Annotated in this window: 8 protein-coding genes; 6 read left to right on the top strand and 2 right to left on the bottom strand. The window is 59.3% G+C overall.

What is annotated here, in order from left to right:
- The first annotated feature begins 778 nt into the window (after window positions 1-778).
- Window positions 779-1,453 carry a hypothetical protein gene (locus M9921_10190; GenBank protein MCO5297214.1) on the top strand — a complete coding sequence of 225 codons (675 nt, stop codon included), beginning with the start codon at window positions 779-781 and terminating at the stop codon, window positions 1,451-1,453.
- A gap of 846 nt (window positions 1,454-2,299) precedes the next feature.
- Here M9921_10190 and M9921_10185 read toward each other — a convergent pair.
- Together M9921_10185 and M9921_10180 are read right to left on the bottom strand one after the other, a co-directional pair.
- The gene (locus M9921_10185) at window positions 2,300-4,648 is read right to left on the bottom strand and encodes a tetratricopeptide repeat protein (protein ID MCO5297213.1); all 2,349 of its coding nucleotides are present in this window, start codon (window positions 4,646-4,648) and stop codon (window positions 2,300-2,302) included.
- Window positions 4,649-4,744: 96 nt separating this feature from the next.
- Window positions 4,745-5,362 carry a response regulator transcription factor gene (locus tag M9921_10180; protein MCO5297212.1) on the bottom strand — a complete coding sequence of 206 codons (618 nt, stop codon included), beginning with the start codon at window positions 5,360-5,362 and terminating at the stop codon, window positions 4,745-4,747.
- A 281-nt stretch (window positions 5,363-5,643) separates the two neighbouring features.
- Between M9921_10180 and M9921_10175 the strand changes: the two genes are divergently transcribed.
- The 5 genes from M9921_10175 (at window position 5,644) to M9921_10155 (ending at window position 13,556) form a co-directional block, all read left to right on the top strand.
- Entirely contained in the window at window positions 5,644-6,462 is an 819-nt protein-coding gene (locus M9921_10175) for a glycosyltransferase family 2 protein (GenBank protein ID MCO5297211.1), read from the top strand.
- A gap of 169 nt (window positions 6,463-6,631) precedes the next feature.
- A complete protein-coding gene (locus M9921_10170; protein MCO5297210.1) occupies window positions 6,632-9,646 on the top strand; it encodes a glycosyltransferase in 3,015 nt (1,004 codons plus the stop codon).
- A gap of 35 nt (window positions 9,647-9,681) precedes the next feature.
- A complete protein-coding gene (locus M9921_10165; protein MCO5297209.1) occupies window positions 9,682-10,041 on the top strand; it encodes an iron-sulfur cluster assembly scaffold protein in 360 nt (119 codons plus the stop codon).
- 53 nt (window positions 10,042-10,094) lie between these two features.
- Complete coding sequence (locus tag M9921_10160) at window positions 10,095-10,274, top strand: hypothetical protein (protein MCO5297208.1); 180 nt, start codon at window positions 10,095-10,097, stop codon at window positions 10,272-10,274.
- Between the two features lie 114 nt (window positions 10,275-10,388).
- Window positions 10,389-13,556 (top strand): hypothetical protein, encoded by a 3,168-nt coding sequence (locus tag M9921_10155; protein ID MCO5297207.1) that lies wholly within the window; start codon window positions 10,389-10,391, stop codon window positions 13,554-13,556.
- Window positions 13,557-16,671 lie beyond the last annotated feature (3,115 nt).

The raw sequence follows: 16,671 nt of genomic DNA, 5'->3' as shown, positions 1-16,671 counted from the left end.
TCACCTACTGGCCGTATGGTGAGACCAGGACCAGCAGCGGCTCGACTCCGACCAAGTACAAGTTCGTCGGGACGCTGGGATGCCGCGAACAAGCCGATGGCGGCATCTATATGAGGGCAAGGGTTGAGGACCCTGAGGATGGCCGGTGGATGACGGTGGATCCGTTGTGGCCACGAGAGCCTGCCTATGGCCTCGTTTGGGGGAATCCTACCTCTTGGATCGATCCATCCGGGCTCAATGCGATGCCCCCAGTTGTTCGCATGATTCCACCGCCCCGAGAGCGACCGCCCTTTCCAATCTCGTGTGTGGGATGGGAGAGAAAGGTGTGGAACGAATATATCTATTCTTACTGCAATCGCTGTCGCTTTGACTCAAATCCAATTGCGTGCTACGCGGAGTGCGATCGGTTAGCTCGTGAGTACTACGAGAAATGCAAGGGGCATCCAGGGGATGGCGTGTTTGGACCCCCGCCTGATGAGGTTGGCGAGATAGCACCGAGGCCGGGGCCGGGCCCGCAGATTGGGCCTTGGCCGCCCGCGAGAGAGCAGCCTTGCCTCCAACCCGGAGCAGTTAATGGGCGCTCAATGTCGGCGGACGACATTATAGAGTGTGGGGCAAGGGGCCACCCCGGTACCCACCCGTATGGTGGGGATGCCTGCTACAGCTGTTGGGATGAGAAGTTCGCGAAACGCTCACGGGATTGGGTCGATTGTAAGAATCACTGTTCAAACCTCATCAAATTACACTCCGAACGGTACATTGGGGACATCGGAGAATGATGAAGTACCTCGCTGCAGCAGTTGTGATTGGATGCCTAGTTGGCGTGAGTTGCAAGTCCTCCGATTCTCGGATAAGCGAGGCTCTTGTACCGCTCAAGCCAGGTGCATCCACACAGGAGGCAGTGACGCGTGCGTTGTCAGAACTTCGACAAATCGATACCGATCAGCTGGTCTTCTACCTTCGAAGCGATGTTCATCTGGAGTTTCCGCAACGACTTACGGTCATAGAAGCGCTCGGTCAGCGAGATTGGGTTGCAGCGCGGCCATTCGTTCTGGCCGATTTGAAATCGACCGATCGAGAGCTTAGGTTGGGTGCCGTCTGGCTTCTCAGTAAGTTTGAGAGCTCGAAGGAGAACGGAGACGTGCTTCGGCCATTGGTTCAAGACGAAGATCCAGCAGTGAGGCTTCGCGTCAAGACGCATCTGCTTAGATTTGTGCGTGGCAATGTTCTTGAGCTGGAGACGGTCCTGTTGCCCGAAGGGAACGAAGACGTGTTAGATTCACTCATCAGGCTCATCAGCTCCGAGCCGGAGTTACAGCAGAGCGTTGTGCCAATTCTCAGAAAGATCCTTGCACAATCTCCATCGCTGGAAGTCAAGCGTGACGTGATCGATGTGCTAAGGGCAAGAAAACCACCAGGGTACCAATCGCTCCTGGATGAGTTGAACCGCTAAAGAAGGCTCTTCGCCGATGTCGTTCACCCACGGCGCGGCGGACGGCTGGTGACGATGCTGATCGGCACGGTGACGACGAGCTTCACCTACCTCTGAGGAGGGCAACCGATCGACACACGCGAATCAATTGCCACTTTGAGAATCCTCCTTCCCTTGGGACGCGGTTGGCGCTTCGTTGGGTTCTCCTTGTTGGCACGCCCGTTTGACGACGCTGGCCTTCTGCACCTCCTCGGCGAAACCGAGCCACCTTCATCTGCGCCAAGGCGCGCTGCTCGGCGGGTTTGGGAGCTTTGGGCTGCGGCACCCCCTCGGAGGCGTAGAGTCTGGGCAGACCGGGGAAGGTGCGCTTGCGCACGCCTTCGCGCGGCGCGGCTGCGGTGCCCTGGGCCGGCCCTGTCTTGCGTTTGGCGCCGGTTGCGCGCACGCGGTTGTCGGTGCTGATCGAAAAGTGCACCGCAATGTTGAGGGCGCTACAGTATCGTTTCCGTGCATTGACCAGACGCTTGGCCGCCATTGCATGAAGCAGTGACGGAGCCCGTGCCGCTTGCTCCCGTTGACAATGTCGCCTGGAACGCAACGCTGCTGTGACCCTCAAGGACCGTGACAGACGAGGGAATACTAGAGAAGTAGCCGGTAGGAGCGCTCGTGATCGTTACAGGTTGCTCTTTGTCGACTGTCGCGTCAAGCGTCACGGTGACACTCACTTGGGCTCCGGCTTGGGGATCGTTCGGATCAATGACGACCGTATTCGGGATGATTTGCTCGCTCACGACAATCGATTCCTCTACCAGCGGCGGTCTGCCCTGACAACAGATCGCTACATAAGGCAGTATACAGAATGCGTTCCTAAAAATACCACTGGCATAGCTGGTCGAATTGACTCTCCAAGGACTCGACGCCGAATTGGGCACCGTCGTCCGAATCAGCTTGGACGAGACGGCGTCTTGCGCTTGGTGAGAGATGGAGCTCGTGGGAGTCCCGGATTGCCTCAGCGAATCGGCTTAGCCAATTGACCCGGGCTTGGTCACCGAATGACTTTTCAACCCGTGCCAACCCCTCGACGGCAAGCGCGACACTGCGCATATCTTTCACGGAGAGTCCCACTCTTAGCTCCTCGGAGAATAGGTGCAGGGCATTGCGGGAATCTCCGCTGTCGAATGCGACCTCCCCCAGATTTCCGAGGCAGTATGCTTCCAACCAAGGATTCTTCAGCTTCCTGGCGAGGGCTAGGGCACGCTTTGCACAATCCTGAGCCTCCGCCAATCGCCCGATCTCGTGGAGGACCGCGGAGTGATTGTTGAGGGCATTGGCCAATCGAACCGGGTCATTCGCCTCAGTCAGCAGTTCGACCGAGAGTTCACCCGCCTCAATGGAGCCCTCGAGGTTTCCCAGCTGTTTGTGCACTCCCACGAGATTGGATTGCGCCAATCCAGCCGTCAGAGGATCTGAACGACCCATTGCTAGTTCGAACGACTTCTCATGACTCTCCTTTGCCCTCTCGACGTAGCCTGAGGCACTCTCGTGGGTTCCAAGGACATTGAGGGCTGGGGCAGCCCAAGGATCATCTCTGTTCATGAGATTGCAGGCACCCATACACAGAGTGAGTGCTTCAAGCGGACTCCTCTTGCGGTGCCAAAAGCGGCTCAGAGGAGAAAGGAAACGGGCTGCTACCGTGGACCTCGCTTGAATCGCCCGCATCAGCGCGAGTCGTATGTTCGGATACTCGAGCTGGAGGCGCTTTATCTCGAGTTCGGGTTCCTCCGGCGAGTACGCTGCCTCGGCATAGGATAGGAAGTGGTCGAAGTGGCGAGCCTCGCAGTCCAGTCGATCGGCAGGCGAGAGTTTGCTCGCCGCAAATGCGATCACTGCCGGGGGCATGAGAAATCGCAGATGGTCGCTCGTCTCCCAGATCATTTCGACAAGACGCGCATCCGAGAGCTGCCGAACCAGATCCAGTGTCTCTGTCGCGGACAGCCCGCCTATGGCCACCGCCGCCGAAGCTCTCCACGTTGGGCAAAGCACCGAAAGCCTGGAAAGGAGGGTCGCCGCGGATTCGCTGAGAGTGCCCCACGTCTGCTCTAACGCGCGAGAGAAACTTGATGCTTGGGACTTCGAGCCGCTCTTGAACAGCAAGTTCTTTTCGACGGCATCGATCCCGTAGGCCGCTACCTGGATCGCGGAAGCCACGATCATGGCCGGGTTGCCATCGACCATCTGGACGATGCGCGCCACGTCGTGAATCGGGAGATCGTCGCTGGAAGACTCGAAGCCCTCATAGGTCATCAAGAAGGCCCGAACAGCCTCCGACTCGAGCGCGGACCGCTCCGAAGAATCCTCAGGGAGAGAGAGCGGCCCCACCTCGTGTACGACCTCGTGTTCCAAGCAAAGCGGCGAACGAGCGGTTACGAGGACTGCGGCGTTGTTGCAGCGAGCCAACTCCCGTATCAGTTCGACGGAAGCCCTCGGCGCCTGGTCGCATCCGTCGAGCAAAATCAAGGTCCGGCCCGGCCCAAGTAACCGCTCGAGAGCGATGGACGGAGATGCTTCAGGATCCACGGAATTGACTAGGTCGGCGCGAAGCGACTCGGGCGTCGAGCCTTCCCGGATTCGGACGAGGTAAGCCGATTGGGCCTCGTCCAACCACTGCATGGCGACGCTTCTTGCCAGGCTACTCTTACCGACACCGGGAGGGCCGATGAGGGTTGTCAGCGGATTGTCCCGAGCCGAAGCGATCAGTTCGGAGCACTGGTCCATACGCCCAACGAAGGGCATGGGGCTGGCAGGGAAGTTGTGCCGGATGGCTCCGAGCGACTGGATGGGCGGGTAGATGCTTCTCGACTTGGCAGGAACGACGGCGAAAACCTCCAAGATCGGGTGATCGAACGAAATGATATGTTCGCCAAGGGATTCCACCCTGTACATGCGGGAGGGTTGTTCTCGGAACGCGTGTGTTGCCTCGGGGTCGAGGAGGACCTGTCCGAAGTGCGCACTCCGAGAGAGTGCCTTGACAAGCGCAATGGAGTTGGCACTGGGAGAGCCGTCTGAGTCAAGCTCAGTTTGCACGATGGCAATTGCCGGGACAGCTACAACGTTCCAAGGTGGGTCGGAGAACAGCTCGCCAAGGCACGACTCCAAGACGACACGAAGAGACGTTGCATGTGGCACTTCCCAGTCTATGCAATCGTCGAACGCCAAACGTGAAGGTGTGGTTTGGCTCCCCGAATCGAGGTCTAAATGATTCAGGGGCGGTTGTCTTCTTGCGACAACAAACCCTCGTGAGCTCATGTCCGACTAGGATTCTTGCGTGTGCACCGGGTCGCCCGAACGGAGCTTGAGCGCCAACTCGACTCGGTTTCTGCATTCGAATGCTCTCAACAGCCGGCCCGCATAGAGTTTGATGGTCGGTTCGCTGAGGCCGAGTTTCTCGGCGATTTGCTTGTTAGGCATTCCTTGGCTGATCAGATGCGCGGTCTCCCTCTCGCGGGTTGAGAGGCGGCGAAGTTGATGGGCGATGTCTGGATCCACCGGATTCGGCGCGACCGTTGGGACACCGGCTGGGACATCGGAGGCGAGCCCTCGAATAGCGTCAAAAAGGGCAGTCGGTCCGGCCCAACGGCTTTGATGGATGTCGAACTCGTAATCGGGCCCGACGTCCTGTCGCGATTGCGCATGAAGGAGCATCGTCGACACTTTGACCTTGTCGCGGAAGGAGCGAACCATCTTGCGGCTAGAGGGGTCGTCGAACTCCTCCGTGAATATGAGCAGGTCGGGCTGTTGAGCCTCGCAGATCGCGGACAACGCGGCGAGGTGGCCGGAGCAGGAAACGACCGTGAAGGACTCCTGCCTAGACAACAGGCAGGCGATTCCATCGGCGACCACGGGGTCAAGGCAAAACAAACTGATGCGCACTGGATTGAGGATACACCACTAATCGTAGCCTAGTGGAGCTCAGTTTCAAGCAAATAGGATAGTTTCTCACTGCACCGGCTCGACGACGAGGATCGCGAGCGGCCGTTCACACCGCCGCGTCCAGGATGTGGGTCGGGCACTCTAGCTCCCTGCGAGCCATCATCCCGCTGGGGGCTCGGAACGCCCTTCGCATCTCCGGCTGTGACCGAGGGATAATGCCAACAGCCCATGATTGCTCGTTTGGTGTTGATGCCCATATGACGTATTCTCCGTCGTGCTCTGTGATTGTCGTGACGTTCAATTCAGCCGCAACGATCGAGGAGTGCCTCGAGGCGTGCATCGACCACGGCGACCCGATTGGAGAGATCATCATCGTTGACAACGCGTCCTCGGACGACACCGTGGCCCGGGTCAGGGCGCTGGCATTGGGAAGGCCCGTGCAGTTGATCCAGAGCGAGCGCAATCTGGGTTACTCGGCTGGGGCGAACGTTGGCATTCGGGCGTCTCAGAGCGAGCATCTGCTGCTTCTCAATCCCGACGCCATGATTTGGCCCGGCACGCTCAGGCGCCTTGCGGTGCGCTTTGAAGATCCCCAGGTCGGGGCGGTTGGCCCCGTTTCAAATGCCTGCGCGGGCGATCAGTACGTGGGATTCCACTTGCCCCAGGATGCTCGATCGGGCCTTTCGCACGATGAGTTGCGGATACGACTTCAGGTTGAGATGGCTGGCCGCACCATGCTCACGAAACTTCTCATCGGGTTTTGCCTGCTTCTTCGAAGATCTGTTCTCGACAAGGTTGGCCTCCTGGACGAGGCCCTGTTCTTGGGAAGCGACGATCTCGATCTGTCTTGGCGGCTTACTATGAACGGATACCGCCTCGCCATCGCCCGAGACGTCTACGTTGAGCACCGGTCCGGCACGAGCTTCAAGTCTTTGCCGCCAAAGCGGGTTCAGCAACTGCTGAACCAGAGCTCGCTCGCGATGCACCAGAAGCTCATGCGGTTCTACGGCGCGGGCAACGTGCCCTCGTCTTCTGAGCTGTGGGGTATCGAGATCTTGCCGACGCGGGAGTCGCTCGGGTTCTCCGATGAACCCGAGTGATTTGTAGAAGGATGTGCACGCAAGATGTCGTATCCTTCAGTTCATGGCATCCCGCCCTAAGACAAAGATCGCCGTTGTGTACTGCCTTCACGACGACACGGACTTTCTCGCGGCCTCGATCGAGTCGTTTGTGCCAGAGGGCGCGAACCTCATTGGAATCGTCAGCCGCGTGCCCTGGCACGGCGAGGCGGGGGACTGGCAGGGGGCGGCAGCCATTGTCGAGGCAGCAGGTGGGACCGTCATAGTGGGAGACTGGAGATCCGAAGACGACCACCGCCGCGCAGCCCTTGCGTGGCTCAGCGACAACAAGTACTCCCACGCCCTCATTCCAGACGGCGACGAGATCATCGAGCCAAACCTGTTGCGGTCCCTTGTTCTGCTCGCCGATGGGGATCTTGCCGATGCTGTTCATGTGGAGTGGGACACTTATTGGAAGTCCCCCGAATACGTGATCCGTCCCCGAGAGCGCTTCAAACCGCTCATCCTCCTCAAGGTGGGATGCGCCACGCATGTGGCATTGCGACACTACGACGCTCCTCGCACGCTCCAACTCAACGGCGAATACGGGATCATCCACCATCTATCCTATGTCGGCTCGGATGCGAGGATTGCCCGAAAGATCTCCACTTGGAGCCATCGGGGCGAGCTCGTCCCCAACTGGTGGGAAGGCATCTGGCTTGCGTGGGACCGGGATCGCCTGCTTGAGAATCTCCATCCGACGCATCCAGCGGCCTACGGATCCGCGGTGCGGATACCCGTGCCAAAGCCCCTGGCATCCCCAGAACTGGCTAATTTTGTCGAGGCGAGGCGAACTCCGCATCGACTGGAGCCAGATACGTGGCCGGCCATCTCGGTGATCATCCCGACCTGTGGTCAGTCGCCCGTTTTCGCGGAATGCCTCGACTCCTTGGAAGCTTGCAAGGATTTGCTTGGCGAGATCATCGTCGTCCAAGACGGTCCTTGTCCCGGCCTTCGCGTGCCCAAGCGTGAACCATTCCAGTGTCTGCGCAGCGCGCAGCGCGGCGGTTTCGCTGCGGCGTGCAATAAAGGCACGGCCAAGGCCAAGGGTGAAATCGTTCTGTTTCTCAACGACGATGCCGTTTTGACAAGAGCCGGCCTCATCGAGCTCGTGCGACCTTTACTAGGCAGGGGAACGATCGCTGCCACTGGGGCCATGTCGAACCGCTGCGGACACTTCCAGCAGACCAACTCCAATTACGAATCTTTGGAGCAGGTCGAAGGGTTTGCGATCGACTTCGCCGCCCGCCCGGCCCAGGATTTTGAGACCGATATGCTGGTCGGATTGTGCTTGGCGGTTCGCAAACACGCGTTCGACGAGGTCGGCCAGTTCGACGAGTCGTTCGGGCTTGGCACGTTCGAGGACAACGACCTGTGCTACCGCCTTCGTCGTGCAGGCTACAGGCTTGTCGTCGCTGCCAGGAGTTACGTGCACCACGAAGGCTCGAGCACGCTGACGGCTTCAGGTGGGGATGTGGCGGCGCTCCTTGCCCGCAACGAACAGAAATTCAGAGCCAAGTGGGCTCAAGACATTGAGATAGGCTACGCCTCCCATCTGTCGGGGCTCGCTTCGGAGCGCATCATGTTCAAAGAGTCGCGGCACCCCGACAAAGTTCTTGAGGGCATCGGATTGCGGGCCCGAGAGGCCAATATCAGTCTTTGCATGATCGTCAAGGATGAGGAGCGGGTACTGGGCGATTGCCTTAAGAGTGCCAGGCCTTTCTTCTCCCAAATCGTCGTGGTGGACACGGGCTCGACGGACAGGACCATGGAAATCGCCCTGGAACACGGAGCCCAGCTTCACGAGTTCCCTTGGACCGAAAGCTTCTCCGAAGCCCGCAACGAGAGCCTTCGGCATGCCACGGGCAAGTGGATCTTCTGGATGGATGCCGACGACACGCTGCCATGGAGTTCGGGCGAAGCGCTGATCGACACAGCTCTTAGTGCAGCCCCCGGGGTAGCCGGGTTTATCGTCCCGGTCCAGTTCGTGGACAGCGGTCCGGCCGCTGGGACCAGGGTGGATCATGTCAAGCTCTTCAGGCGCTTCGAGGGTGCGGCGTTCGAGTTTCGAATTCACGAACAGATCCTGCGCAGCATCCGCAATCATGGCGGTCAGGTCGAGCGCTGCCCGGCCTACGTGTTGCATTCGGGCTACGACACGTCCGAGGCCGGACAGGCAAAGAAGCGCGAGCGAGATTGGACGCTTCTGCGCCTGGACTTTTCGGAGAATCCGAACCACCCGTTTGTTCTCTTCAACATCGGTATGACCCACCATTACCAGGCGCACCATGCGAAAGCCGTGCGTTGGCTCAAGCGCTGCATCGCAAGGTGTGTCGACGGAGAGTCCATCTTGCGCAAGGCTTATTCATTGGCCGGCATCTCGCTTAGGGAGCTTGGGCGAAAGTGCGAGGCGTTCCAGATGTTCTCGAAGGGGCTCGAGGCGGTTGGGCCGGATCCCGAACTCCACTTCCAGATGGGACTAATCCTCACTTCGCTTGGGCGGGTCGAAGAGGCCAAGGAACAGTACCGCAAGGCCCTCACTGCAAGCGTCGAGGGGCACTTGACCTCGATCGATGTTGGGATCCAAGGTTACAGGACTTGGCACAACCTTGGCGTTCTGTGCCTGGAATCCGGCGATTACAACGGCGCGAGGGAGCATTTCGCCACTGCCCTGGAACTGGCCCCGCAGCACTTGTCCAGCGCGCGGATTCTGTTCGACGCGGCGATCAAGCGGGGCGATTATGCAACCTCGAACCAGATGCTCGGTCATGTCGGTACTGCGACTGGCGGGGGCGAGATGTGGGCCGAGATGCTTGCAATCCATGCCGGAGCGATCGGCGGATACGACAACGATCTTCATGCTTTAAGATCGGAGCTCCACCGGAATCCCAGCTCGCTGGCCGTTCGGCTCGTGTTGGCCAGGCGGTTGGTGGCCCGCGAGCAGCTCGCCGAGGCGGTGCCGCACTTCGAAGCTCTGACCTCCGTCGGCTGCGCAGAAGGGACTTTCATGCTCGGCGTGCATCATCTGCAAAAGGGAAACGTGGTTGCCGCCCGTGCCCTTCTTGAGCGCGCGCTCGTTCTCAATCCGGGCCACAAGCAGACCGAGGAGTACCTCCAGACACTTTCCGAGGGAGACTCTCAAAATACCGGGACAACTGCCGGGTAATCTGTTGTATACTTCTGTCGTAGCAAACTGTAGCGATGTTCAGTCCTGCCGTTCTCGATCACTTCTACAACCCGCGCAACGCGGGGCCGGTCGAGGGTGCGACGCACTACGGACAGTTTGGGATTCCCGGCGACGGTCCTTATGTCCGGCTGTGGCTGGCGGTCGAGGGCGTGACCATCGCCCGGACCGGTTACGAGACCTACGGCTGCCCCGCGGCCGTAGGATGCGCGAGCGTCCTTGCGGAGGTGCTTCGGGGCAAGACGCTCGAGGTGGCCCGGCTGCTCGAGCCCCGCGATCTGGAGCTGCTCCTTGGGGGGCTTCCCGACGGAAAAGGCGAGTGCGCTGACAGGGCGATCGGGGCCCTGCGGAGCGCGTTGGAGGAAGACGAATGTTAGGTGGTTGTTTTGGAGCGCATTGTTTGGGGCGCCCTGATTGGGGAGGGTTCCATGTGGTCAACGGCTACGACGACTTGGTGAAAACGATGGGTGGGGCCGGCGGCGGATCGAGCTACTGTTCGTCAGAGGGCTTCAGCCCGATTCCCGATGCTTGCGATCCCTACGTGCCGAGCCAGTCCGACTACGTCACCTGGCCGTTCCCAGTCCCCGTGCCCGAGTGCCCGACCCTTTGATTTGAATCTGCCATGGATTACACGTACCAATTGCCCGAGAGTCCCGTTCTCCCCCCAGGAGCCCTCCGACCTGGAGACTCCCCCGATCCCCTCTGGCGTCATCCGTACCAGCCGGTGCCAGATCCCTCGAGCGGGGAGTTGGTGGTCGATCCCGAGATTGCTCTGAAGATCAAGAGTGGGGCTTTGCGAATCGAGTTCTTCTACAACAGCCGCTCGAGCGCCGACGAGATGTTCGGCAAAGGGCGCACGGCCAGCGTCAACGCCTACGTCAACAAGATCACCGACCCCTCGGATGCGGCGGTGATCGTGCGCGGCGATGGCAAGTTGTACTACTACACGCCGGTGGGCACCTCGGGCGGGATCACGACCTACGCGGCCGATTCCATGATGTACTCCGGCTCGACCTTGGCTTACGACACGGGGTCTGGAAAATTCACCGAGTATCTGCCGGGCGGCGGCCAGATGGATTACGAGATCAAGGGGTCCGGCTCGACGCGTCACCAGCTGACCAAGGTGACGACGCCTGCGGGCTTGGCTTTGACTTACAGCTACGGCACGGGCGACGAACTGGGCGTCCTCAAGACCATCGAGACGCCCGGCGGCGACGTGGCCAGCTTCATTTACGCGCCTGGCGGGCCGACTTCTCTTTTGAACGCGGTGGAGGATTGGACCGGCCGCCGATGGACGCTCCAGTACGACTCCGAGCGTTACTTGACCACGCTGACGACGCCGCTTGGCTGCACCACGAAGTACGTCTACTCGCTGGCTGGTGCCTCCACGACGATGCTCCACGCCATTGAGGATCCCCGGGGCTACCGATCCACGTACATGTACGACACTCAGCAGCGTGTGGTCTCCCTGGCCGCCGGGACCGGAGTCACATCCTACGGCTACGGCGATTCGGTGGGGATCAGCGGCTCGGTCAAGACCGATCCATCGGGTGCCAAAACCACCTACCTGCTCGACGACAACGGCAACATCACCCGCGAGCAGCGTCCCGAAGGCTTCACCATCTCCTACGCCTACGACAACAAAAGGCGCCGGGTCAAGGGCACCGTTCCCTCGGGCACGCTTTTCAGTATGGCGTTCAACGACCGCAACCTGTTGACGGCATCGGACGACCCGCTGGGCAACCGCACCAGCTACCAGTACGACGCCTCCTCGAATCTGACGACCCTGCAGTATCCAGACGGCGGCGTCGCCACGTTCGGCTACGACGGTTCGAACAATCGGATCCGGGCGACCGATCCGCTGGGGCGGGTGTCGAGTTGGGTCTACGACGGCGACGGCCAGATGACGGCCTCGGTGGATGCGCGGGGCCTTCGGACCAGCCATGCCTACGACTCGAGAGGCAACGTCGCCAGCACGATCTTCTCCGACGGAGGCGTGCAGACCAACACCTTCGACTCGCTCAACCGGCGCATCACCTCGACCGATCCGTTGGGCCGCAAAACCAGCTATGCCTATGACGATGGCGACAATCTGATCGCCGTCACCAACCCCTTAGGCCAGACGACGAGCTACCTCTACGACACCTGCCTGATGCAGGCGGTCATCGATCCGCTGGGACACCGCACGAGCTACACCTACAACCGCTGGGCCAAGCAGGCGACCGTGACGGACGCCTTGGGCAACGTCAGCTCCTTCCTCTACGACGACATGAGTTATCTGACGACGATGACCAACGCGCTTGGCAAGAGCCGCCAGATCGTCTACAACGCGGCCAAGCAGAAGATCGCCAACGTCGACGAGTTGGGCAATCGCACCAGCTACAGCTACGACGGTTCGGGTCGGCCCGAGACCGTCGAGGACGCGCGGGGCAACATCTCGAGTACGGTTTACAACGCCCGGGACGCCATCGCCAGCGTGGACGCCTTGGGTGGCCGCACCAGCTACACCTACGATTCGATGAAGCGACAGACGGCCGTCCAGACGCCGATGGGGTTCGTCAGCTCGACCGTCTACGATCTGGCGGGCCAGGTGAGCGCAAACGTCGATGCCCTTGGGAACCGCACCAGCTACACGTACAACGATGCGGGTGGTCGCACCGAAACCACCGACGCGCTCGGGCGGGTCCACACCAGCGTCTACGCGGCGGATTCGAACCGGATGATCGCCAGCGTCGATCCGCTCGGACGGCGCACCAGCTACACCTACGATCTGGCGGGCCAGCAGACCGTGATCGAGGATGCAAGAGGCGGGCTGATTACGACGACCTACGACGAGGCGGGACGCCAGAAGAGCATCACCAACCAGATTGGCAAGAGCACGAGCTACAGCTACGACGCCGCCGGCCGCAACGTCACCACGATCGATGCCAAGGGCCAGGTCATGACGATGAGCTACGACGACGTCAACCGGCTAAGCGTCACCCAGTACGCCGACGGCACCGCCGTCAGTCTCGCCTATGATGCGGTTGGTCGGCGCACGACGATGACGGACTGGGCGGGAGCCACCAGCTACGCCTACGACGATGCGGGCCGGATGACGGGCAAGACCGACCCCGGATCTCTGGTTCAAGCCTATGCGTACGATGCGGTCGGCAACCGGACGGTTCTGGTCGATCCCGACGGCGGGACCTTCACCTACACCTACGATGAGCTCAACCGTACTTCCAGTGCTAAAGACCCGGATGGAATCGTTACGACGCAGCAGTACGATGCTGACAGCAGGTTGACGACCATGATCGATTCCTCGATCACGCGCAAGTTCGCTTACGATTCCGTTGGTAGGTCGACTACGCAGGTCGATGCCAACTTGCTTGGCGTGCTGGCAACGCTTACCTACGGGTATGACGCTGTCGGCAACCGAACGCTGAGGAACGAGAACGGCTCGCCAGCGACCTTCGTCTACGACGATGGCGATCGTTTGACGGCCCAGCAACTCTCGGGAGCGGCCGCTACGTTCGTCTACGACGACACCGACAACATCTTGGTCAAACACCAGGAGGGATCGAGTCCCAGGTCCTACACCTACGATGCGGCGGATCGGTTGGTCACGATGGTCCAAGGTAACGCGAACTATTCGTACGAATACGACGACAACGGCAACAAGACCGTAGAGCTGTGGACAAATGAGAAAGCTGCGACCGGTCAAACCACCACGAACACTTACGACCCCGCCAACCGCTTGAAGGTCGTGGCGATTCATCCGGACCCGGGTTCCCAGACCTTGGCGAGCTACACTTATGCTGGTGATGGTCTGAGGAGGACCGAGCACGAACCAGAGAAGCCCATGGTCACCTTGATCTGGGACGGCGACGACATGTTGGGAGAAGTCTGAGATGGCAATGAGCGTTCGCTACACGAATATCAACGGCCAGATCGTGGCCGAGAAGCGCTCGGGGACGCGCAAGATCTACTCATCGGACGCCCTGGGCAGCACCGTGGCGCTCTACAGCGGCCTCACCAAGACCGACTCCTTCACCTACTGGCCGTATGGCGAGACCAGGACCAGCAGCGGCTCGACTCCGACCAAGTACAAGTTCGTCGGGACGCTGGGATGCCGCGAACAAGTCGATGGCAGCATCTACATGAGGGCCAGAGTCGAGGATCCTGAGGATGGAAGGTGGATGACCGTGGATGCGTACTGGCCCATGGGGGGTGCCTATGCATATTGTCTTTCTTCCCCGGTCACTCATACTGATCGCCGTGGTCTGGATGTCGATCCGCGTCCTTGTCGGCATCGAACGCGAAAGTACTGTGACGAGTCATTGAAAGATCCATCGAACGATGCGCTCAGATGCTTCTGCCGGGTCTCATGGATAATGTGCAGATTAGCTATTGACCGCGGGTGGGGGACGGATGCGTCGGGAAGAAAGTGCTTCGATTGCATCAATAAGTGTCTGTTCGATCACTTCCAGGATAGATATTCAGGATCAAGTCCATGTTGGTCCGTCGCCGTTGACCCTGGGTGCAATAAGTGCTTATTCTCAGGCGATCCATGCAATTGGTACATTCGTTGCGAGCAAAAGACTTTGACTGGTTGTTTGGGGAAGGAGTGTGCGTCGGACTGCTCCGGCGGTGTTCCCCCTTTACCAGACCCGATAGGGATTAATCCACTCCCATTTCCGTTCGATGGCTCAGAGGGATCAAGAATGGCCTATGGTCAATCGACTTGTTGTAATGGTGGTGCGATGGGTTCTCCGACTCTCGGTCTCTGGGACCCCGGGGACGTCATCCGCATTATTGACGACCTCAATAGAAGGGGAGCGATGTAGTGGGAAGACCGAGCCCACTTCCAGCCAGTATCCTGGTGTTACTGATTGGCGTCATCCTGTTCTACTTTGCCCAAGGCGCCTACATTTTGGGACTAGTAACGACAATTCCCCAACTCGCGCCTGCAAGGTGGGTCCTTCTCATTGGGCAAGCGTTGCTAGCTGGGCTTGCGCTCCTTCGCTTGGGTAGGGGACGGCCACCCAAGCGTCCCATCGCAGTGGTGATCATAGTAGCCTCTCTATCGGTTGGATTTGGACTCAGCGTTTTGGGCTTGATTGAGTTTCAAAGCGTGTTAAGGGACTTGGGTGTCGCTTCGAAAGAACAAGCGCAGCGGATCGTGGTGTCCAGCTAGATGCTGGCCGATATGATGGGAGAAGTCTGAAATGGCAATGAGCGTTCGTTACACGAATATCAACGGCCAGATGGTGGCGGAGAAGCGCTCGGGAACGCGCAAGTTCTACTCCTCGGACGCCCTGGGCAGCACGGTTTCGCTCTACAGCGGTCTGACCAAGACCGACTCCTTCACCTACTGGCCGTATGGCGAGACGCGTACCCGCACCGGCAGTACGCCCACCAAGTACAATTTCGTCGGGACGCTGGGATGCCGGGAACAAGCCGATGGCGGCATCTATATGAGGGCCAGGGTGGAGGCACCGGAGGATGGCAGGTGGATGACCGTGGATCTGTTGTGGCCAGAACAGGCTGCGTATGGCTATGCCAACTCTCTGCCAAGCACTGATGCGGACCCATTGGGCTTGTACCCGGGTTCAGGCGGGCCTCTCTACAAGGATTGTTCCTTCTACTTGCAACTGTGTCGGCAAGGATACGTTTTTGCCTGCAACTCGTTCTATGCGTGCATGAATACGGGAGACAGCACGGTGGCGACATGTACGCGAAAGTGTTTGCAGGACCGACTGAAGAAGAGGATCGGTCGGGGCTTGCCGCTGACGTGCAAGGATTGGATTGAAGACCACACCGCATGCTTTGCAAAGTGTGGTTATTCGAATTTCTGTACTAAGCCTTCGACTCTTCTCTTGCTGTGCAATAATCTCTTCGAAGCACATCGTGAAATCGATTACTTCGGTCAGAAGATAAGGTGTGCGGACTTTCTGAAGGTTGGGTGTTCTTGGCCTACTCCATACCCCATGTGTAGCATTTGTCCGCCAGGAGGGATATGGCGCGGTGTTAGTGATTCGGGTTCGTATCGTTGTGTCCCATTGAGGGGAATCGATCAGATGCCGCCGATAAGTAATAGCGAATATTCGACATTTGTTCAGGCACTAACAAAATGTCTGACGTATACTCATGATCTCCGTGGGATGGAGGGTGCTTAGGGCGTGAGGCGTTGAGGGCACAGATCTGGATCTCTGTTTTGGTCGGGTTGACGCTATTGGGTTGTGCGTTGCGCGAAATGCAATCCGTTCCTGGTCGGGTCGTGGCGCGCCTTGGCTCAGGTGAGTTCTCTCGTCTGACGGTGTCGGAGGACGTTGGGACGGTGTTCGCTGGCCTAAGTTTCGGCGATGGCCGGATCATGCGGGTGGATTCAGACAAGGGGGCATCCGTAGAAGTGGGGCGCCATGGGGAACGAATCACTTGCTTGACTTCATCGAGTGACGGACGATTCGTCCTTGCATTGGGCGTCGATGACCGATGGACCTTGTGGGATGCGGTGTCGAAGAAACTCGTCCGAGAGTGGCAAGGGGACGCATTCATCGACAATGCTGCCTTCTCCCGATCCGGCGACCGGTTTGCTGAATACAGTGAGGGGGAGGCGATCCTTATCCGATCTGTAGGCGACCCGAAGAGTTCTAGGCGCCTACAATGCCCTCTTCCTGTGGGCGGAGGTCTCGTCTGGGCTGGTCAAGATAGCACCATAGTTGCCGCTGGAACGGGTTGTATGGCGTGGGATGTTGAGTCTGGCCGAGTGCGGTGGGCCCATAAGGAGAGTGAGCCGATAAGTTCTCTAGGGACAGACAGGGAGCACAAACGGCTGTTGTACGCGGCCAATCGCTATTCCGCCCAGCGGTCAAACCTAACGAGATTGGATGCTAAGACTGGGCGCGTAATTGGCACAACCGAGACGGACCTCTTGATCACTCAAGTGTTGTTCCTAGCAGACCGCGAGGCGTTGGTCGTTGCCTCCTCGTGGAGTGATTGGGAGAACCAACGGATTGTGAAGG

The organism is Fimbriimonadaceae bacterium, assembly GCA_023957775.1.
Taxonomy (GTDB): Bacteria; Armatimonadota; Fimbriimonadia; order Fimbriimonadales; family Fimbriimonadaceae; genus JAMLGR01.
Note: the sequence above shows the minus strand (reverse complement) of the source record. Positions and strands in the feature narration are given on the sequence as shown.

What these genes read in the sequence shown, in the direction of transcription:
- M9921_10190 (MCO5297214.1), top strand. Translation starts at nt 779, where the DNA reads ATGAAGTACCTCGCTGCAGCAGTTGTGATTGGATGCCTAGTTGGCGTG.
- M9921_10165 (MCO5297209.1), top strand. Translation starts at nt 9,682, where the DNA reads ATGTTCAGTCCTGCCGTTCTCGATCACTTCTACAACCCGCGCAACGCG.